This window comes from Thiorhodovibrio winogradskyi (assembly GCF_036208045.1).
GTDB lineage: Bacteria > Pseudomonadota > Gammaproteobacteria > Chromatiales > Chromatiaceae > Thiorhodovibrio > Thiorhodovibrio winogradskyi.
Window position 1 is genome coordinate 3,436,890 of sequence record NZ_CP121472.1, and the last position, 21,058, is coordinate 3,457,947.

At 59.9% G+C, this 21,058-nt stretch carries 15 protein-coding genes and 1 tRNA gene; 2 read left to right on the plus strand and 14 right to left on the minus strand.

The features are described from left to right. Window positions 1-53 precede the first annotated feature (53 nt). Both Thiowin_RS15455 and Thiowin_RS15460 read left to right on the plus strand, forming a co-directional pair. A complete protein-coding gene (locus Thiowin_RS15455) occupies window positions 54-2,753 on the plus strand; it encodes a UPF0182 family protein (RefSeq protein WP_328983888.1) in 2,700 nt (899 codons plus the stop codon). Window positions 2,754-2,891: 138 nt separating this feature from the next. After that, entirely contained in the window at window positions 2,892-3,593 is a 702-nt protein-coding gene (locus Thiowin_RS15460) for a cytochrome b/b6 domain-containing protein (protein ID WP_328983889.1), read from the plus strand. Between the two features lie 60 nt (window positions 3,594-3,653). Here the strand turns inward: Thiowin_RS15460 and Thiowin_RS15465 are convergent, their stop codons facing one another. The 14 genes from Thiowin_RS15465 to Thiowin_RS15530 form a co-directional block, all read right to left on the minus strand. After that, window positions 3,654-4,118 (minus strand): c-type cytochrome, encoded by a 465-nt coding sequence (locus Thiowin_RS15465; RefSeq protein ID WP_328983890.1) that lies wholly within the window; start codon window positions 4,116-4,118, stop codon window positions 3,654-3,656. 149 nt (window positions 4,119-4,267) lie between these two features. Then, window positions 4,268-4,672 (minus strand): MerR family transcriptional regulator, encoded by a 405-nt coding sequence (locus Thiowin_RS15470; RefSeq protein ID WP_328983891.1) that lies wholly within the window; start codon window positions 4,670-4,672, stop codon window positions 4,268-4,270. Beyond that, window positions 4,653-4,952, minus strand: a complete 300-nt coding sequence (gene ihfA, locus Thiowin_RS15475) for an integration host factor subunit alpha (protein ID WP_328983892.1) — start codon at window positions 4,950-4,952, stop codon at window positions 4,653-4,655. Before ihfA ends, Thiowin_RS15470 begins: the two co-directional genes overlap by 20 nt. 4 nt (window positions 4,953-4,956) lie before the next feature. Beyond that, the gene (pheT, locus tag Thiowin_RS15480; RefSeq protein WP_328983893.1) at window positions 4,957-7,365 is read right to left on the minus strand and encodes a phenylalanine--tRNA ligase subunit beta; all 2,409 of its coding nucleotides are present in this window, start codon (window positions 7,363-7,365) and stop codon (window positions 4,957-4,959) included. Between the two features lie 78 nt (window positions 7,366-7,443). Continuing rightward, complete coding sequence (gene pheS / locus Thiowin_RS15485; RefSeq protein ID WP_328988096.1) at window positions 7,444-8,433, minus strand: phenylalanine--tRNA ligase subunit alpha; 990 nt, start codon at window positions 8,431-8,433, stop codon at window positions 7,444-7,446. A gap of 230 nt (window positions 8,434-8,663) precedes the next feature. Beyond that, window positions 8,664-9,023: a 50S ribosomal protein L20 gene (rplT, locus tag Thiowin_RS15490; RefSeq protein ID WP_328983894.1), complete on the minus strand. Its 360-nt coding sequence runs from the start codon at window positions 9,021-9,023 to the stop codon at window positions 8,664-8,666. Between the two features lie 93 nt (window positions 9,024-9,116). Further along, window positions 9,117-9,314: a 50S ribosomal protein L35 gene (gene rpmI / locus Thiowin_RS15495; protein ID WP_009151349.1), complete on the minus strand. Its 198-nt coding sequence runs from the start codon at window positions 9,312-9,314 to the stop codon at window positions 9,117-9,119. A gap of 286 nt (window positions 9,315-9,600) precedes the next feature. Then, on the minus strand, window positions 9,601-10,119 hold the full coding sequence (gene infC / locus Thiowin_RS15500) for a translation initiation factor IF-3 (protein WP_328988097.1): 519 nt from the start codon (window positions 10,117-10,119) through the stop codon (window positions 9,601-9,603). Between the two features lie 171 nt (window positions 10,120-10,290). After that, a complete protein-coding gene (thrS, locus tag Thiowin_RS15505; protein WP_328983895.1) occupies window positions 10,291-12,204 on the minus strand; it encodes a threonine--tRNA ligase in 1,914 nt (637 codons plus the stop codon). A gap of 235 nt (window positions 12,205-12,439) precedes the next feature. Further along, window positions 12,440-12,516 (minus strand) — tRNA-Val (locus tag Thiowin_RS15510). A gap of 299 nt (window positions 12,517-12,815) precedes the next feature. Further along, a complete protein-coding gene (gene pmbA, locus Thiowin_RS15515; protein ID WP_328983896.1) occupies window positions 12,816-14,204 on the minus strand; it encodes a metalloprotease PmbA in 1,389 nt (462 codons plus the stop codon). A 12-nt stretch (window positions 14,205-14,216) separates the two neighbouring features. Further along, window positions 14,217-15,659: a metalloprotease TldD gene (gene tldD / locus Thiowin_RS15520; RefSeq protein WP_328983897.1), complete on the minus strand. Its 1,443-nt coding sequence runs from the start codon at window positions 15,657-15,659 to the stop codon at window positions 14,217-14,219. Between the two features lie 92 nt (window positions 15,660-15,751). Then, window positions 15,752-16,594: a carbon-nitrogen hydrolase family protein gene (locus Thiowin_RS15525; protein WP_328983898.1), complete on the minus strand. Its 843-nt coding sequence runs from the start codon at window positions 16,592-16,594 to the stop codon at window positions 15,752-15,754. A 167-nt stretch (window positions 16,595-16,761) separates the two neighbouring features. Then, a complete protein-coding gene (locus Thiowin_RS15530) occupies window positions 16,762-21,012 on the minus strand; it encodes a YhdP family protein (protein WP_328983899.1) in 4,251 nt (1,416 codons plus the stop codon). Window positions 21,013-21,058 lie beyond the last annotated feature (46 nt).

Here is a 21,058-nt window from a genome sequence, read left to right on the forward strand (position 1 = left end):
TACGCAAATGCATGATATGCGACGTTATCATTTTTTGAGCTAAGGTGTCATTCATGAAGAAGAAATCTCTATTGCGTCGAATATCAGGATATGGCCTAACTATTGTTTTCCTGCTTGCGATCATCACTCCAGTGGTCGCGTTCTTTTATGCCGATGTCATTGTCGAGGTCTTGTGGTTTCAGTCACTTGGACTGGGCTTTTATTTTTGGCAACGCCTGTTGTACAGCTATGTGGTCTTTGGCGTCGCGACAGCGCTGTTTTTTGGGTTCTTTTATTATAACTTCCGCATTGCAGTCCGCTATTTGCGTGTCAGGCCCCTGGAGCCAACAAGATTACTGTTACGCATCAAACGTAGGCTCAAGCGAGCTCCGCCGCGCAATGCGCTGGTCTTGAATCCAACAACCACCTTCGGGTCAGCTTCATCGCCTGAGTCGCGCAAGCGAAGCCTTTCTTGGCAATGGCTGATGATTGGGTCGCGTCGGCTCTATATTATTCTGTCCGTTGTTCTGGCGATTTTTGTCGCTTACCCCCTGTACCATGAATGGGAAAAGACACTGTTGTTCCTCTTTGCTCCCAGTGCTGGTATCACTGACCCTGTCTACGGTCATGATATCAGCTACTACCTGTTCGCGCTGCCGCTTTTCCGTACCATACTCAATGAGACTCTGTTCGCGCTTATTATCCTGCTGGTGATCCTGTCCGCCGTCTATTATCTGGAACTACGTGCAGTGACGAAACGTCATCGCCAACTACCGTTTGGCGTTCGCAAGCATCTTAGTGTCATTATAACGCTGATTTTTCTTGTTGGAATCGCTGAACTGATATTTCAGCGCCACTTGTTGCTCTACACCAATGACCATATTCCGCTCTTTTTCGGTCCCGGCTATACCGAGATGAATATAATACTGCCGCTCAATATGGCAGGCCTGGTCATGTTGGTATTGCTGGGTGGCAGTGTGATTTGGTATTTGAATAAAAAGCGTGGTTTGCCGCTGGTCATCGTTCTGGCAATCTTTCTGTTCGCTACTATCGGTCTGCGTTACTGGGATGCGATTCCCGATGCGGTGCAGGATTATGTGGTGGAGCCAGATGAACTAGCGCGACAGGAGGATTATATTCGTCATAACATCGAAGCCACTCTGGACGCCTTTGATCTAGAGGGTGTCGAAACGCGGCCTTACCTGATTTCAACTAGCACAATCGATTCCAGCGAACCAAACGAAATCAGTCTGCGCAATATTCCGGTCTGGGATCGCGACATGTTGATAGACGTGTATCGTGAACTGCAGGAATTGCGCACTTATTATCGTTTCCTCAATGTTAGCACCGACCGCTATACCATCGATGGAAATTACCAACAGGTGTTTATTTCGGCGCGAGAACTGGACTTTGATCGGTTGCCGCAGGATTCGCAAAACTGGGTCAATCGTTGGTTTAAATACACTCACGGTTATGGCGCCGTAATGTCGCCGGCAGCGCAGATTGGGGGGGAACCAAAAGAATGGTTTCTGAAAGACATTCCGCCGCGCTCCGATTATGGCTTAAGTATCAAGGAACCCGCGATCTACTTTGGTTTGCAGGATCTGTACGACGTGATCGCGCCCAATGCCTTGGGTGAGATTTCCTACCCCGGCAAGACAGGGGCTGTGCTGGACGACTTTCGCGGCGGGACTGGGATTCCAATTCATGGCTTATTTCACCGCGCCATCTTCGCGATATATTATCGCGACTACAAACTGTTTTTTACCACAGCTATTCAAAAGGATAGCAAAATACTGATTCGGCGAAACGTGCCAAGCACCATTAGGGTGGTCACGCCCTTCTTGGAACTGGATGAAGATCCATACCTTGTGGTGACGCCTGAGCGTCTGTATTGGATTGTGGACGCCTATACTCTTTCAGATAAGTACCCTTACGCTGAGCCAGTCAATCTGCGGGTGAAAGGAGATCAGTCTGGAGGCGGTCAGGACAACGCCATGATTAGTCCGATTCAGCGTCAATTTAATTACATTCGCAATTCGGTCAAGATTGTGGTGGATGCCTATTCTGGCGACATGTCCTACTATCTCGCCGACCCTGAGGATCCCATTGCACGGGCCTATGCGCGGATGTACCCGGGGCTATTAAAACCCATGGAAGAGTTTCCGACAGCGCTAGCACCTCATATTCGCTATCCGCGGGATTTGTTTATTACCCAAATGCAGGTTTACGCAAAATACCATCAAACAGATCCAGCAGAGTTCTATGGTCAGGAAGATCGGTGGATGTTTCCGCGCCTGTCGCGGTCCGGGGAGGAAAAAACCCTGTTGCCCTACTATGTCACGCTGAATTTGCTGGATCGCACGCGATTTGAGCATCTGTTGTTGGCGCCAATGAATCCCGATGGGCGCGAGAACATGCGTGCGATCGTGGTAGTCAGTTCCGATGGGGACAATTATGGTCGTATTGTTGTCTACAGCTTTCCAACTGGTGCACTGGTGCATGGGCTGTCGCAGGTTGATGCACTGATTGAACAGGATTCTTTAATTGCTCAAGAGTTCACCTTGTGGGGTCAGGGCGGTACCGAGGTTCATCGTGGCAAGCTGATTCTGGTCTTGATCGATGGGATCATTACCTATGTCCAGCCGGTTTATCTCAAGGCGGCTCATGGTGTCAACATACCGCAACTCGTACGCGTTATCGTTAGTCAGGGCGGAAGAGTCGCAATGGAAACCTCCTTTGAGAAAGCCCTGGCAGCGCTAAGAGCGGAATAGGTGATATGCCCAGTTCCCTGGAGGGGTTCCATGTTGTTGTGCCAGAGTTGTTGTGCCAGAGTTGTTGTACCAGAGTGCTTGCGAAGACGGGTGGCAAGAGCAACACAGTCACCAATGGCCGTGTGAGGAGCCGAGAAAATGACGTTAAAACGACTGCGAGTCTGGGATGGACCCACCCGTGTTTTTCATTGGATGCTGGCCTTGTTGGTGCTGGGGGCTTTTCTAACCGGGTTGTGGGGCGGGAACTGGATGCTCTTGCACGAGCGCGCTGGGCTTACTATCCTGGGCTTGTTGGGCTTTCGCCTGGTGTGGGGCTTTGTTGGTTCAAGCTATGCGCGCTTTGCTGAATTCGCCCCGACTCCGGGGCGCTTGCTGGCCTATGTGCGTGGGCACTGGCACGGGCTTGGGCATAATCCGCTTGGCGCCCTGTCGGTGTTTGCCTTGCTGGGCATCTTGGTGTTTCAGACACTGACTGGTCTTTTCTCCAACGACGACATCGCCTTTGAAGGACCGCTCTTCTCTCTGGTGTCCAAGGGCCTTAGCGACAGCCTAAGCAGTCTGCACCGTGGGGCCATCTGGTGGATCGGCGGCTTGATTATGCTGCACATTGCCGCCGCGCTTTTCTATACCCTGGCGCGGCGCCAGAATATTATTCGACCAATGCTCACCGGGGTTAAGCAGGTCGAATTGGAGGATGATTCCGATTGGGTCCGGCCGGCACAAGGAGGGGGCTGGCTGGCGCTGCTGCTTGCCTTGGTAGTGGCGGTTGCCCTGGTGTGGATTGCCGCTGGCGGTCTCTTGGCTCCGCCTCCTCCTCCATCTCCGCCACCCGCTTGGTGATAGGGTCTAATCACATGACCGGGTCAGAAGGCCCGGTCGTGGAAATCACCCCGGGTTGTCTTAGTCCTGACGGAATTGATCGTGGCAGGCTTTGCAGGATTGCCCCAACGCGCCAAACGCCTGCTTGGTCTCGGCTTTGTCGCCCTTGGTGGCGACTTCGGCCATGTTGTTGGCTGCCGCGACGAAATCCCCGGCGACTTTGCCGACTTCTTTCTGATTGGTAAAGAGTTCTGGTTTCACGCGGGTTTCAACACCATTGACGGCCTTGTCGGTGCCGGGGCCATAGAGTGCGCCCATGCCAGAATTGGCGATGCCAGCAATGGCTGCAGCCGCTTTTTCCACCACCTCCTGATTGTAATTGCCTTCGAGGTTGGCTTTGATCTTGCCCATGTTCCACGACATAAATTTATAGCCTGCCTGACGGGTCAGGATCTGCTCCTCGGGCTTCATGTCGGCGGCAATGGCGCCGCCAGCGAGACTCAGGGACAGGAGCGTTGTGGCTGTTAGGGTTGAGAGGTGCTTCATCGAGTTGACTCCGAGAGTTAAAGTTTCATAAAAAAGTCGGTTCACTACAGGGAAGGTGTGAACACATGGTGAAAATCAGTCACTGATCACAATTAATTCGCGGACGCTAGGCGTCAGCGATGGATGCTGGCCGCCTAGAGCGTGTCGTTTTAACCGTGGCCGACTCGTCGTTTGAGGGTGAGCAGGATTTCTTCAAGCTCAAGGCGAACCTGATGGATGATCTGGGTGCTATGGGAAACGTCCTGCTTGGCCGCGTCGCTTGAGAGCTGTTGGCGGGCGCCGCCGATGGTAAAACCGTGGTCGTAGAGCAGACTGCGGATCTGGCGCACCATCAGCACATCATGACGCTGGTAATAGCGACGGTTGCCGCGCCGTTTGACGGGTTTAAGCTGGGGAAATTCCTGCTCCCAGTAGCGCAGAACATGAGGTTTGACATCGCAGAGTTCACTGACCTCACCGATGGTGAAGTAGCGCTTGCCTGGGATGGGTGGAAGTTGCTCGCTGCTGTGACTCGGGCTGTTGTTGCTCGGGCTGCTAGTGCTCTGTTCCGACATAGGATTCTACCCGCGACTTGAGTTTTTGCCCAGGACGGAAGGTGACAACCCGTCTGGCGGTGATGGGTATTTCCTCTCCCGTCTTGGGGTTTCGGCCCGGCCGTTCCCTTTTTTCGCGCAGATCGAAGTTGCCGAAGCCGGATAACTTGACCTGTTCGCCACGCTCCAGGGCGCGGCGGATTTCCTCGAAGAACATCTCAACCACATCCTTGGCCTCGCGTTTGTTGAGGCCAAGTTCCTCGTATAGATATTCCGCCATGTCGGCTTTGGTGAGTGCCACTGATTTAACTCCTTAATCTGGCGCCCAGATCTTGTTCCAGCCTGATGAGCACGCGTGCTACGGCGTCCTCCACGTCCTGATCTGTAAGTGTCCGGGAAGATGCCTGTAAAATCAATCCCAAAGCGATGCTTTTGCGGTTTGACTCGATTTTCTCCCCAAGGTAGATGTCAAAAACCCGCAGTTCGCGTAGCCAGTCTCCGGCGGCGGCGCGGGCGCTCGCCTCAATGGCCGCATAAGGGGTGTCGGTTGCGACCAGCAAGGCCAGGTCACGGCGAATGGACGGAAATCGTGACACTGGGCTGAAGACGGGAAGACGCCCCTGGGCGAGCTGATTGAGCCGCAGTTCAAAAAGATAGCTGGCGTCTGGCAGCGAAAGCTGCCTGGCCAGCGAGGGGTGCAGCATGCCGATCCAGCCAACCTCGGCGCCAGCGCGCTCGATGCGCGCGCACTGGCCCGGATGCAAAGCTGGATGCGAAGCAGGTGCCAGGGAAAATACCCCTGCCTCTCCGGTCAGGGCAAGCAGCCCTTCGAGATCATTCTTGATGTCGTGAAAGTCAATCGGGCGCTCGGTGCCGCCCCATTGCTCTGGCATCAGATCCCCGATGGCGAGTGCCGCAAGCATGGGCTCCTGTTTCAGTCCAGCATCTTCGCACCCGGCACCGCCCTGGTCGCCCTGCTGGATGCGAAAGCGCAGGCCGGTCTCGAACAGGCGCACCCGCGTCTGCTGGCGTGCGAGGTTTTGTTGAGCGGTCTGCAGCAGGCCGGGCCATAGGCTGGTGCGCATCACCGACAGCTCGGCTGAGATGGGGTTGCTGAGTGCCAAGGCCTGGAAATCGGGGTCGATTAGGGCTTGCTGGGCCGGGCTGATGAAGCTGTAGGTGACGGCCTCGAAGTAGCCCCGATCAATCAAGCGCGCGCGCGCCTGCTCGAGGTCGAAATCCGCCTCGCGCGGGGCTGTCATGCGGGTGGCGGATTGGGCCTGGCTGGGCGAAATGCGATCGTAGCCGTAAATGCGCCCAAGTTCGGCGATCAGGTCTGCTTCGCGTCGCAGGTCGAAGCGATGGCCAGGCACTTGCACCTGCCAGCCCCGGGCCGTGGGTGCAAGCTGCAGGCCGAGTCGGGTCAGAATGTCCTCGACTTCGGTGGCTTCAAGTTCGATGCCAAGCAACCGGGGGATGCGCTCGGGGCGCAGCACCATGGGCGGGCGCTGTGGAAGTTCGGATTCGCTCCGGGCTGCTACCACCGGGCCTGGTGTGCCACCGGTGATGTCAAGCAGCAGGGCGGTGGCGCGCTCGATGGCGCGCACTTGAAGGTCGGGATCGACGCCACGCTCGAAACGGTGTGAGGCATCCGTGTGCAGCCCATAACGGCGCGCGCGCCCGGCGACGGCTTGAGGCGCAAAGAAAGCGCTTTCAAACAGAATATGCCGGGTGCTCTCGGACACCGCTGTTGATGCGCCGCCCATGACGCCGGCAAGGGCAATGGCGCCGCTGTCATCGGCAATAACCAGGGCGTCTGGGTGGAGTTTGATTTGTTCGTCGTTGAGCAGGGTCAGGGGTTCGCCCGCGCGCGCGAGGCGCACCTGGACCGCACCGGTCAAGCGCTCGGCATCGAAAGCGTGCAGCGGCTGACCGAGTTCGAGCAGCACATAGTTGGTGACATCCACCACCGGGCTAATGGGGCGCAGACCGCAGCGACGCAGGCGTTCCCGCATCCATAGCGGGGTCTGGGCTGTGGAGTCGAGGTCGCGCACCAGCCGACAGACATAGTGCGGGCAGGCGGCGGAGGCGCTGATCTCGAGCGGCCAGCGCTCGTCGCTGGCGGGCGGGACAGGGTCGAACCTGGGACCGCCGAGCGGCAGGCGGTTAATGACGCCGACCTCGCGCGCCACGCCGGCCAGGCTCAGGCAGTCTCCACGGTCGGGCGTCAGATCCAGCTCGATGGCTTGATCGTCCAGACCCATCCAGGCGCGGAAATCGTCGCCGATGGGGGCCGTATCCGGCAGCACCAGAATGCCCTCGGAGGATTCGGCCAGGCCCAGTTCAGAGGCGGAGCAGATCATGCCGTGGGACTCGACGCCGCGCAGCTTGGCTTTTTTGATTTTGAAATCATTCGACAGGCGAGCGCCAATCACGGCCACGGGCACCTGCTGCCCGGCGGCGACATTGGCCGCGCCACAGATGATTTGCAGCGGATCAGCCTGACCGGCATCCACCCGGCACAGGCGCAGTTTGGCCGCGTCCGGATGCGGCTCGACGCTCAGTACCCGGCCGATTAACACACCGGTGAATGCGCCCGCCACGGGCGCGACGGCATCGACCTCAAGCCCGGCCATACTGAGTTGATCAGTCAGCGTTTGGGTATCAATGGGTGGGTCAACCCATTCGCGCAGCCAGGCTTCGCTCAGTCGCATGGTGTTTGTCTTGTGCTATGAAATTAAGTGAGTGGCTGGTCGGGGAGATGTCATGCGCCCGTTGGCGGCAGGGGCCGCCTAGCGAAACTGAGCCAGAAAGCGCAGGTCGTTCTCAAAGAACAGCCGCAGGTCATCCACGCCATATCGCAGCATGGCCAAGCGCTCGACCCCCATGCCGAAAGCATAGCCTTGGAAGCGCTCGCTATCGATATCGACATGGCGGAATACCTCGGGGTGGATCATGCCGCAGCCCAAGACCTCGAGCCAGCCGCTTTGCTTGCAGATGCGACAGCCACTGCCACCGCACTTGACGCACCGCACGTCCACCTCGGCCGAGGGTTCGGTAAAGGGAAAATAGGACGGGCGAAAGCGCAGGGAGAGGTCATCCTGTTCAAAAAACTGGCGCAAGAAGTCGTAGAGCACACCTTTGAGATCGGCAAAGGTCGCGCGGTCATCGACCAGAAAGCCCTCGACCTGATGGAACATGGGGGTGTGGGTCAAATCGCTGTCGCAGCGGTACACTCGCCCTGGCGCGATAATGCGCAGCGGTGGCTCACGGCTTTCCATCACGCGAATCTGCACCGGCGAGGTATGGGTGCGCAGCAGGCGCCCATCGGGAAAGTAAAAAGTATCGTGCATGGCCCGGGCCGGATGCTCGGGCGGGATATTGAGCGCCTCGAAGTTATGGTAGTCATCCTCGACTTCCGGCCCCTCGGCCACTTCGAAACCGGCGCTGGCGAACAAACGCTCGATGCGCTGCATGGTGCGGGTGACCGGATGCAAGCCACCGGGATGCTGGCCGCGACCCGGCAAGGTGACATCAATGCGCTCGCCGGCCAACCGCGCCTCAAGCGCCGCGATCTCGAGCCGGGCGCGTTCCTGGTCGAGCTGCTGTTGGGCGGCGCTCTTGGCCTGGTTGATTGCCTGTCCGGCACTGGGGCGGGACTCCGCCGGCAGGCGGCCAAGCTGTTTGAGCAACGCGGTGAGATGACCGCTCTTGCCGAGATAGCGCACCCGCACCTCATCAAGCGCGGCAAGGCTGTCGGCCGTTGTGGCTTCAGTGCGCAGGCGCTCGCCAAGATCGGCAAGTTGCTGGCCGAGCTCAGTGGCATCGGTGATCGCGTTCAAACCCGTCCCCTGTATTGGAGCCCAGTAAAAAAAGGCGCGGAAAATGGTGCGGATAGGGGCATGCAACCAAGCCAGGGAAAGGATTTGACGCCTTTCCCGGATCTTTGCTGCGGTTGCCCCGGTGGCTGCTGGCGCGGTGACTGGAACTCGCGAGAGTCCCAGATGATGGCCTAGGCGGCGAGCGCGCCTCGAGCCTGATCTGCCAGCGCGGCGAAGGCGGCCTCGTCATGGTAGGCGAGCTCGGCCAGCACCTTGCGGTCGATCTCTATGCCGGCCTTGTTCAGGCCATCCATCATGCGGCTGTAGGATAGGCCGTTCATGCGCGCGGCGGCATTGATACGAGCAATCCAGAGTGCGCGGAATTGCCGCTTTTTCTGGCGGCGGTCGCGATAGGCATACTGGCCCGCCTTGATGACTGCTTGTTTGGCGACACGAAAGACTTTGCGCCGAGCTCCATAATAGCCCTTGGCTTCGTCCAAAATTTTCTTGTGTTTGGCGTGTGCTGTAACGCCACGTTTGACTCTAGGCATAGCCTCTCTCCGAAAAAACGTCAGTGGTTGCGGGATGCGATGGCTGGCCGATCTAAAAACCTTCCACAGGGACTGCTTTCAAATCAACGTCTTTCAGCAGTAAGGCATCATCCGCCGCGCGGCACGCTGATCAGCCTTGTGCAGACGGTGAGATCCGCGCAGCTGACGCTTTCTCTTGGTGGCCTTCTTGGTCAAAATGTGGCGCCGGTGGGAGGCATTGCGTTTGAATCCACCGCCGGCAGTGCGGGCGAAGCGTTTGGCCGCACCCCGATTGGTTTTGATTTTGGGCATTTTTTTCTCCTTCGTCTTAATCCATGCGGAATGCCGGCTTGGGGAGTTGCTGCCGATCAAGCCAGTTGCATGGGTGTATTATTGGCGGCAAAACGCGCGGAAGCCCTTTCCCGCGGGCCGCTGTTTGTGGGTTTCTCGGAGCTGGCGAGAGACTTGTCTCCCGGGAGTTGCCCCGTTCAGGCAATCCAACCCCCGAAATGCCCATCAGGCTTGCCCACTTGGCTCGTCCATCTGGTCGCCCGGCTCGATTGCTCATCCGGCTGAATGGGGTCTTGGCTAAATGGCGCTATTTTTTCTTTGGCCCCAAAACCATCACCATTTGTCGCCCTTCCATCTGCGGTTGCTGCTCGACCACGCTGAGGTCGGCGAGATCCTTTTCGACTCGCTGCAGCAACTCAAGGCCAAGCTCACGATGCGCGTGTTCCCGGCCGCGAAAACGCATGGTGACTTTGGCTTTATCGCCTTCCTGCAAAAAGCGCATCAGGTTCTTGAGTTTGACTTTGTAATCGCCCTCATCGGTGCCAGGGCGAAATTTCATCTCCTTAACCTGAACTTGCTTTTGCTTTTTTTTGGCTTCGGATTTTTTCTTTTTCTGGTCGAATAGGAATCGGCCAAAATCCATTAACCGACAAACTGGCGGTTCGGCGTTTGGATCGATTTCAACCAGGTCAAGGGTTTCTTCGGTCGCTCGGGTCATGGCCGTCTGCAGGTCGACGACACCGATCTGGTCTCCATCCGCGCCGATCAGTCGGACTTCTGGGACTGTAATTTCTTCGTTGACGCGGTTACGTTTTGGCGCAGCGATAGCGGAACTCCTCCTCGCAAATTAGCCTAGCAATTGGTTTTAAACATTCGCCGTTCGCAGAAGGCGATCCGACGCGCTGGTGGCGGTAGTCGATGGCACAACGCCACAGGCCTGTCTGCTCGGTTCGTGGTCAGCCAGGGAGACGCCTTTTGGGAGTCCCCGAAACTGTCCTCAGTGCCGCTCCCGCACATCACCGTTGAGCTGCTCGGCAAAAGACGCGACCGACAGGCTGCCAAGATCGTGTCCGTTGCGATCACGCACGGCGACGCCGTCATTTTCCACCTCGCGGTCGCCGATGACCAGCAGGTAGGGTATCTTCTGGAGCGTGTGCTCGCGAATTTTAAAGCCGATCTTCTCGTTTCTCAAGTCCGAGATAACGCGAAATCCCTTGTCATGCAAGACTTTTGTGGTCGCGGTGACGGCATCGGCCTGGCGATCAGTAATATTCATAACTACCGCCTGCACTGGAGCGAGCCAGACGGGCAAGGCGCCGGCATGATGCTCGAGCAAAATACCGATGAAACGCTCCATGGAGCCCAGTATGGCGCGATGGATCATCACCGGGGTCTGTTTGCTGTTGTCCTCGGCGATGTAATGCGCGCCGAGCCGGCCAGGCATGGAGAAATCCACCTGAATGGTGCCGCACTGCCAGGTGCGCCCAATGCTGTCGCGCAGGGTGAACTCAATTTTCGGCCCGTAAAAAGCGCCTTCGCCAGGCTGCACGCGGAATTCCAGCCCCTTGTCGCGCAGGGACTGGTCCAGGGCCGCCTCGCCCTTGTCCCAGAGTTCATCGGAGCCCACGCGCTTGTCCGGACGCAAGGACAGGGCCAGATCAATCTTGTCGAAGCCGAAATCGCGATAGGTCTCGAACACCATGTCGATCAGGGTCGCGACCTCGGCCTGAAGCTGATCCTCGGTGCAGAACACATGGGCGTCGTCCTGGGTAAAGCGCCGCGCGCGCATCAGACCATGCAGGGTGCCAGAGGGCTCGCTGCGATGCACCACGCCGAACTCGGCCAATTTCAACGGTAGATCACGGTAGCTACGCAGGCCCTGATTGTACAGCTGGATGTGTCCGGGGCAGTTCATCGGCTTGATGGCATAGTCGCGTCCGTCAAGCTCCGTGGTGAACATGTCGTCGGCGAACTTCTCCCAGTGCCCGGAACGCTCCCACAGTGAGCGATCCAGCACCTGTGGGGTTTCGACCTCCTCGTAGCCGTATTCGTCGAGCTTCTCGCGCATGTACTGCTCGACCAGCCGATAGAGGGTACGGCCCTTGTGGTGCCAGAAGGCCATGCCGGGTGCTTCGTCTTGGAAATGGAACAGATCCAGCTGGCGACCGAGCTTGCGATGATCGCGCTTCTCGGCCTCTTCTAGGCGATGCAGGTAGGCCTTAAGTTCCTTCTTGTCGCGCCAGGCGGTGCCATAGATGCGCTGCAGCATGGGGTTGCGCGAATCGCCGCGCCAATAAGCCCCGGCGACTTTCGTCAGCTTGAAACCGTCGCCCAACTTGCCGGTGCTCGGCAGATGGGGGCCGCGGCAGACATCAAACCAGTCCCCCTGGCGGTAGATGGAGACTTCTTCGCCCGCCGGGATGATGTCGTCGATGATCTCGACTTTATAACGCTCACCCAAGTTCGCGAACAGCTGCTTGGCCGCATCGCGCTCAAGGACCTCGCGCCCGATGGGCAGATCGCGCTTGACGATCTCACGCATGCGCGCCTCGATGGCCGTCAGATCCTCGGGCGTGAAGGGTTGTTCGCGAGCAAAGTCGTAGTAAAAGCCGTTCTCGATCGCCGGGCCGATGGTCACCTGGGTGCCAGGATATAACTCCTGCACCGCCTGCGCCATCACATGGGCGGCATCGTGGCGCAGTAATTCAAGTGCTTGTTCGTCACGGCGGGTGATGATGGCGACAGCGGCATCCTCGCAAACCACGAAGGAAAGATCCACCTCGCGTCCGTCAACACGACCAGCGAGCGCAGCTTTGGCGAGTCCCGGGCCGATGTCCTCAGCGATCACCTGTATGCTGACGGGCTCGGGAAAGTGACGCTCGGAGCCATCCGGAAGCCTAATGAGGGGCATAGAGTTTCTTAAACGCTCAAAATGCAAGGCTCGCAGTGCGGTATTGCCCTGACTCCGGACAAAGGTCCGGAGGGTGGAGTCGCCGTTGCGCGACTCCAGGCTTTGCTGTGGTGACCGATACCTGGAGTTAGATGAACAAAAAAGCCGCCAGCATCCGTCTCCGCAAGCCATGGCGGCGCAAACATGGCGACGCCCAGTGGACGGAAAGAGATTGACTGACGGCCTAGGAATGCTTTGGTAGGCACGAGTGGACTCGAACCACCGACCCCCACCATGTCAAGGTGGTGCTCTAACCAGCTGAGCTACGCGCCTGTTTAAAACCGAGCATTATACGGTCTCGGTTAGTTCAGTCAAATAAATTTGTAAACCCTCAGCCCTGACGTACGACTTTTCCGCCCAAGGCGCTGGACCATGGATTTGGTGAATTTTCGCGATGAGTGGGGTGCAAACCAACCATTGGCACCCTTGTGGCGGAGCCTGACGGAGCAACCATGGCCGCCGCCGATCCTCGCGCCAACAGGAGCCCGCCGCCCGCTTTGTCAGCAAGCGGTGGCAAGCCCGAGGATCTTGAGCTTCCCCGGCGGCTTCCAGACGGGCGAGCAATGTTTCGGTCAGTCTCCGGCGATGGTCATGCGCTCGATGAGCCAGGAGCCGGTGCGGGTGCTGCCGGGGTAGTCGCAGTCCTTGCCGACGGCAACCAGGTGCTGGAACATAGTTTTAAGGTTGCCAGCGATGGTGACCTCTTCAACCGGGTGTTGGATCTCGCCGTGTTCGACCCAAAAGCCAGATGCGCCGCGCGAGTAATCGCCGGTGACCATATTCACCCCCTGCCCCATGAGTTCGGTGACGAACAAACCAGTCCCGAGTTCGCGCAGCATGGCGTCGCGGTCGCGGTCGCCCATGGTGATGGCGAGATTGCGCGGACCACCTGCGTTGGCGGTGCTGGCCAGACCCAGACGGCAAGCGGAGTAATGATCTAGCACGTAGCTTTTGAGTTCGCCACCGGTGACGAAGTGCTTGGCCTGGGTCGCCAAACCGTCGCCATCGAAGGGCGCGCTAGCCAAGCCCCGTGGCAAGTGCGGTTGCTCGAAAATCTCCACCCAAGGTGGAAAAATCCGCTCGCCGAGCTGGTCGAGCAGGAAACTGGATTTCCGATAGAGATTGCCGCCACTAATGGCGCTGGCCATGGTGCGCAGCAGGCTGGCGGCCAGGTCGGCGCGAAAGAGCACCGGCGCCTTGCGTGTGCCCAGTCGGCGACCACCAAGACGTGCGACAGTGCGCAGCGCCGCCTCGCGACCGACCTCAACGGCGGCTTGCAAGTCGTCCGCGGCGCGCGCGCTGGACCACCAGTAGTCGCGCTGCATACTCTCGTCTTGACGTGCCAACACGGCGCAGCTAATGCCATGGCGGGTACTTGGATAGCCGCCGATGAAGCCATGGCTGTTGCCGTAAATCTTCAAGCCAGAATGGGTCGAGAGACTAGCCCCATCGGAATTGACGATTCGTGAATCAGCGGCACGGGCGGCGTCCTCGCAGGCAATCGCCAGGCTGGTGGCCTCATCGACCGAGAGCGCCCAGGGATGGTTTAGATCAAGGTCCAGCACCTCTTTGGCCATCAGCTCGGCAGCGGCCAGACTGGCACAGGGGTCTTCCTGGGTGTGACGAGCAAGATTGCAGGCCCGTTGCACGGCATCGCGCACCGCCTCGGAGCTGAAGTCGGAGGTGCTGGCGGATCCTGTACGATGACCAAAGTAGAGGGTAATGCCAAGGCCGCGATCACGCGTGTGCTCGACTGTCTCGACCTCACCCAAGCGCGCCGATACTTCAAATCCGTTGCTGTTGGTGACAACGGCCTCGGCCGCGCTAGCCCCGCCACGCTTGGCCTCGGCGAGCAAGTCCTCAAGTGTCTGGCGCAAGCTGGCGAACTGCTCGCCGTTTTGATCGATGGTACGGGGAGTGGCCCGTGTTTGATTTGGAGATTGATGCAAGGATTGGATCATGAATGGCTCGCCTTATGCCTCGGTTCCACCAACAGTCAGGCTGTCGATCTTGAGCGTGGGTTGACCAACGCCGACGGGCAGACTTTGCCCGTCCTTGCCGCAGGTGCCTATACCAGAGTCCAGCTCCAGATCATGACCCACCATGCTGACGCGAGTCAGCACGTCGGGACCATTGCCAATGAGCGTGGCCCCTTTGACAGGACGACCGATTTTACCGTTTTCGATCAGGTAAGCCTCGCTGGCCGAGAACACGAATTTGCCCGAGGTGATATCCACCTGGCCGCCGCCAAAGTTGACCGCGTAGAGCCCGCGCTTGACCGAGGCGATGATCTCATCGGGATCATGGGCTCCGGCGCGCATGTAAGTGTTGGTCATGCGCGGCATGGGCAGATGGGCGTAGGACTCGCGCCGACCATTACCGGTGGGATTGACTTTCATCAGACGGGCATTGAGTCGGTCCTGCATGTAGCCGACCAGGATGCCGTCTTCGATCAGGGTGGTGCACTGGGTCGGCTCGCCTTCATCGTCGATGCTGAGTGAACCGCGCCGCCCCTCCAGGGTCCCATCGTCGACCACTGTCACACCTTTGGCGGCCACCTGCTCGCCCATGCGCCCGGCGAAAGCCGAGGTGCCCTTGCGATTGAAGTCCCCTTCCAGCCCATGGCCGACGGCCTCGTGCAACAGCACGCCCGGCCAGCCGTGGCCGAGCACCACGGTCATGCTGCCAGCCGGCGCCTCGACCGCATCGAGCTTGAGCAAGGCCTGACGGACGGCCTCGCGCGCATAGCCGAGCGCGCGATCCTGCTCGAGCAGATAGCCAAGATCGCGCCGCGCGCCACCGCCCATGGAACCCTGCTCGCGGCGGCCGTTCCGTTCGACGATGACATTGACATTGAGTCGCATCAGCGGGCGCACATCGGCGCTCATCAGGCCATCGTCACGCACCACCAAAATGGTGTCCTGCACCGCGACCATGCTGACGATCACCTCCTTGACGCGCGGATCGCAACGGCGCGCCTCGGCATCCACACGCTTGAGGAGTTCGACCTTGTCGCTATCGGGCAAAGTGTCGATGGGATCGATGGGTTGATAGCGTCGCGCCACCGCCGCGCCGGGTGAGACGCTGACCTGCCCGTCAGCGTTCGAGCGCGCGATGGCGCGGGCGGCATCCGCGGCCTGGGCCAGGGCGGGAAATTCCAGTTCGTCGGAGTAGGCGAAGCCGGTCTTCTCGCCGCTGATGGCGCGCAGTCCAGCGCCACGCTCGATATTAAAGTGCCCGTCCTTGATGATGCCGTCCTCCAGTGTCCAGGACTGCAGGCGGCTGCTTTGGAAATAGAGATCGGCGGCATCCACCCGCGGGTTGCGCAGTGCGCAGATCAGTCGGTCAAGGTCGCCATCAGCCAGACCAACCGGGGCCAGGATGCGATCACGGGCGAGTGTCAAAGTGTCATTCATTCGTGCAATTGGATCAAAGCGTCTGTGCGAAAAGAAAAGAGAATGCCGCGCCCTGCCTGGCAGGGCGCCAACATCATTGTCGGCCATGGATCCTAGGTGTCGACGGCGAGCGAACATTTCAAACGTCGATGATCCAGCACGGGGAAACTGCGCCGAACGGACTGCTGAAAGCCGCCGTCGAGGGGACAGCAGATGGCGCCGGTACCGCGCGGCACCTGGGCCAGAATTGCACCCCAGGGGTCAACGATCATGCTGTGTCCGTGGGTTTCGCGGCCATTTAAGTGATAGCCACCCTGGGCCGCGGCGATGACATAGGCGAGATTCTCGATCGCGCGGGCACGCACCAGCACCTCCCAGTGCGCCTTGCCAGTCAGTGCCGTGAACGCCGAGGGGATGGCCAGAAGTTCAACGCCATGATCCTGCATCTGGCGAAACAACTCGGGGAAGCGCAGATCGTAGCAGACCGCTACACCCATGCGCCCCAGTGGCGTCTCCACCACCGCCAGTTGATCGCCCGGATCCAGAGTGGCTGACTCGTGATAGCGCTCTTGCGAACCCGGCAGACTCACATCGAACAGATGCATTTTATCGTAGCGGGCCACCTGCTGACCCGAGGAGTCGAAGACCAGTGACGCGGAACGCACTCGATCAGGCACGGTCGCCCGCAGCGGTATAGTCCCGCCGACCAGCCAGATGCCCAGGCGATCCGCCGTGGAGGACAAAAACGCCTGCAGTGGGCCATCGCCCGGCGATTCCGCGATGCCGAGTTGATCCTGATCTTTGTTCCCCATGAAGGCGAAGTTCTCGGGCAGCACCACCAGATTGGCGCCCATTTCGGCCGCTTCCTTGATCAGGCGCTCGACTTCAATCAGATTGGAATCCACACTCGGACCCGTGGCCATCTGGATGGCCGCGGCGCGCATTGGCTTGCTCATAAGCTTGGGCTCATACTTGGGTTAATTGGCCGGGACGCGGCTCTACCGGGGACAGAGAGAGAGGATCGACATCACGCAAGCTTCGTCCATTGGTCTTGGAGTGGTCAAGCCAGATCTGTCACTCTAAGCAATTTTCTCGCAGAGCTCTGTTCTCGGAACTTCGCCGGTTAAAAATTTTCCAGGAACAGATTTTCTGGCTTGTCGTCCTGGGTGGATTGTCCCGCTGCCTCGGAGCGGCTGCCGGGCGGCGCGCGACCGCCCCCATTCGCGGCCGCATGCCCATGCCCGCTCGGGCGCGCACCAGTCTCGGTGTTCGGTTGCGAGCCGGAGAGCGCTTGCTCCAACCCATCATTGGCGGTCATGCCCAGCGACACAATCCTTGGCTCGCGCCAGGGACCGGTGATCTGGTACTGGTGCCGCGTCAGCTGATCCATTGCCCCACCACTGACTTTATCGGCCAGCAATACCGCCGCGCCCACCAGCGGACCACCCACCAAAGCACTCGCCAGCGCCACCCCCGAGCCAACCTTGGGTGTGACAAAGACTGTCTGATCAAGGGTTTCCTTGATCAGATTGGTGGTGCCGGTCATCTGGATATCCGCCGTTGAGGACAAAAGCTCGAAGCGCTGAATCTCGGCCAGGCCATCAGCCACCGCGAATTGCCCGGTCATTTGATCGAAACTGAGCCCGTCATCGACCACATCGCTAAAATCCAGACGCAGGCGGCGTTGAATTGCCGCCATGTTTAGAATGCCAAGCATGCGCCCCACGCCAGGTTCGACATCCAGCAGGCGTCCCGCCAGAAAATCAGCCAGGACCAAGCCCCGCGCGCTGTCCAAAGCGAAGGCGCCGGGATCACCCGACCATTCGAGATCGGCCATGATCTGCGCGCGACTTCCCTCGAGCCCCTGATACAAGGCAAGCTGGCGCAGCAAATCTCCAGCATTGGGGCTGCTGGCTTGCAGCTTCACCGCGGTTCTGAATTCCCCAGCATCATCGGCCCGCCAACTGCCCTGCCCCCGGGCATCGATCAAGGGCCCGCTCAGTTGTATGTCCTGAAAGCTGACTCCCTCTTCCTCGGGCACCAGGCGCACAAAGAAGCGACCGAGCAAATATTGGTTCCATTCCAGCGCCTCGACCTGGATCTCAAGCGGCCCGAGCTTGGCTGGATCAGTGGCCGCGGGTGCTGGCTTGCGCTGTGTGACAGGTATATCTGCTAGTCGCGGAGTGTCCGGACTGGCAAGCCGCCAGCGGGCAAGCTCGACTCGCACCGGGGCCGAGGAACCAGCCAAGGGCAAACCGATGGTGCCGGCATTGTCGCGCGCCTTGAAGCGAACCTGGGTTCCGCCATCGGGAGCGGGCGTGATAGCGGCGCTCAGATCGCGAAACGCGAGCACGCCAAGAACCAGATGATCGATCTTGATTCCGCTTGCGCGCACCGGCAGCGGCTCCCTGCCCTGCCCAAATTGGCTGCGATGATCTTGCCACCAGTCGAGCCAGGGACCCAGCTCCAGGGATGCCAAACGCCCGCTGAGGTTGAGTTCGCGAGCGTTCGGCGGGGCTGGTGGCTCGGCGTTCAAGGCGAGTGCCGCCGCGCGCAGTCGCGGCGGTTGCCCTTGCGCCTGGTCGAGATCTAGCCGCGCCTTGAGCAGCCCCAGTCGCACCTCAGGGTGTTCCAGCCGCTGCCCGGTCAGCTGGGCACTCAAGCGCAATGGCATCTCCGATTGGGCGCTTTTGCCGAGGGGCGCGGGCAACGCCAGACTCACACCCTGGAGGTTGGAACTGAGCTCGAGATCGACGGGGGCGCTCGGGTTGGAAAAATCCTGATTCGACAGGCTGATGGCAAGTTGCCAGCCTGCATCGCCCCTGACCAGATCCCATGCTGGACTGGGAAAGGTCTCGGCCAGATGTTTAATTGAGGACTGACCGCGCACCTCAATCAGAGTGCGCGTGACTGCGTTTTCACCATCGGCCTGTTGGGTTTTGACGTCCAGCTTGATCGGCTGCCCGCCAAGGCGTGCTTGGATGTCTTGCGCCTCGACACCCTGATTGGAGAAGCCAAGCCGACCCTGGATGTCGTTCAAGGCAACGGGCTCGCGGCCCTCACCCAGGTCAAGGCGCGCGCTGGCACCTGGCCGCCACCGCAGCTCGCCCTGGTAGTCAAGCTCGGCGCCACGGCGAAATGGCACACCAAGCTCGAGCTGGATACCAAGCTCACCTTCCACCTGGAACGCCTTCGCCAGGCGTCCGAGCTGCGTCTTGAGTGGCGTTTCAAGCAACACCCGACGACCATCGGCAAGAGGCCCCTGCCCACGCGCATGAATGAACATCCGCTCGGGCTGCCAAAGGTTGGGAATGAAAGCTGTACCTTGTTGCAACTCGCTGTCGAGAAAACGCCCATGGCGCGCATGAATATCCAGGCGCCGGTTGACAATGCGGACCTCGGCATTCAGTGCCTCCAGCGCGGGCCAGCGCGGGCGCGGCGCGGCTGCGGCGGGAGGCGCGGAATAGTCCAGCGTGCCATCGCGAATCTCAAGGTCCAGCACAAAACGGCCTTGATGATCATCGAAGGGGAAATCCGAGAGCTTTCCGCGCAGCAACAGGTCACCTTGGGTCACCCGCCCACCACGCACCGCCCGCTTCAGCCAGTCGACCAGCGGCGGGTCAAGCACCCGCACCGGCAGATAGCGTCCCGCCGCGCTGGCATCGGCATCGCGCAGCTGCAAATGTAGGTCCACATCGGGACTGGACCCAGACGAAAGACGCAGCTCGGCGGCAATCAGGGCATTGAGGTCTGGGGTCATCAGCCGCGCATCGGGCAGCTTGAGACGGACTCCACCGGCTGGCTCGGCGTCCCAGCCAAGCTGCGCATCCAGGCGCTCGACCGCCGTGGGCTCCGGCAGGTGCGGGCGCGGATCCAGTTGTCCGTCGCGCATGCCAACTCGCGCAAACCCCCGCTTGGGGGTAGCGTCGATCTCGAGTTGCAGCCCCCGGGCCCCCGGCCAGTCGGCATCTTGTTCGATCTCAAGCCCTTGGAGTGCGGCTTTGGCACGCCAATCGACCGGCCTGAGTCCCATTGCCGGCAGGTCAAGCGCAAAGACCATGCGCTCAAGGCGGCCGCCGAGGGAACTCTCACGGGCATCGGAGCCCACATTGGGCGGTAACCTGGCCATCAACTCCGGCACCGCCAAGCGCGCCAATCGCCGTAACAATGAAAGCTCGACCTCACCAAGCCCACCCAATAAGCGCCGGGTCGCCGGCGCTTCCAGGGCTTGCGCAGCCTCGTCACGCGGGGTCTGGGATCTTTCCTCCGCAGCCTGCTCCGCGCCGGCCGCGGGCTCCGTAGTCCTCGCTATTGGCGCCATGGGTGTCATTGGCGGCAGTGGCGCCAGGCTCAGCCCGATGGACAGGGGATGCGCTCCGAGCTCGCGGGCGCGCAGGTCGGCAACACGCAGCCGGGTTGTCGCCCCCTGGCGTGACCACTCCAGCAGGCCGCTCAATCCTTCAAGCGCCAAGGTTGCCCTCTTATCGGGCTCTGGATCACCGCCAGCATCGGCCACCCGCGCGGCGCTGAAAGCATCGGCTCGCAGTCGCGCGAGCACCTCGACGGGCCGCCCGGCGTGGAATTTTGACCAGGTTTCCAGCCGCAGACCCGAAAGACTCAGTGTCAAAGCGCGCGGCAGTGCCGACTGTATCAACGGCTTCAAGTCTCGCTGACTCTCAAACCTCGTGTAGAGATCACCGGCCCAGCCGTTGAGGTCTTTGGCCGATCCATGCAGTCGGCCCCGGGCGCTCAGACGGGTGTGGGTATCGGCGGCAAGCCAGGCATCGAGCCGCAACAGATGTTCCTGATCGCGATTGACCACATTTAGTCGCCAAATCTCCACCACAAGGCTGGTCGCGCCGGAAAAGGTGTCGGCCCAGTAAAGCCGACTATCGGTCAGGGCAAAGTGTCCCTCGCGCAGAAAAAATGCAAGCCCCCCCTCATCATTGCCACCCCCAAGCGCCTGCAAACCACTGATGAGGAGCCGCCCTTCGGTATCGCGGCGCAGTTCGAGATCGGCTCCGACCAGCGTCAGCCCATTAATGCGCGGGTGGCGCGCGCGCAAGGTCGCGAACAGATTCAGATCGAGGCGCAGTTCGCGCGCGCTGAATTCAGCCTGGTCATTCAAGCGACCCCTCAGGATCACATCCGTCAGCGTCAGCCGCGGCGACCAACCTTCGAAACGCACCGTCAGCGCGCCAACCTCGACCTGCATGCCAAGCAGATCCCCGAGATGCGTCACCAACTCTCCGCGCAGCCCCTCGGCGAAAGGTACCAGCGCGCGGGCAACCAGCAGCAGAGCGGCAAGCCCCAGAACCGCAATCACGGCGAGCCGCCGCGTCTGCCGAAAAGCCTTAAGCGCCATGCGCTTCATGGGTTGGACTCAGGCATCGAAGGTGAGAACAAAAAAACTTGGATCA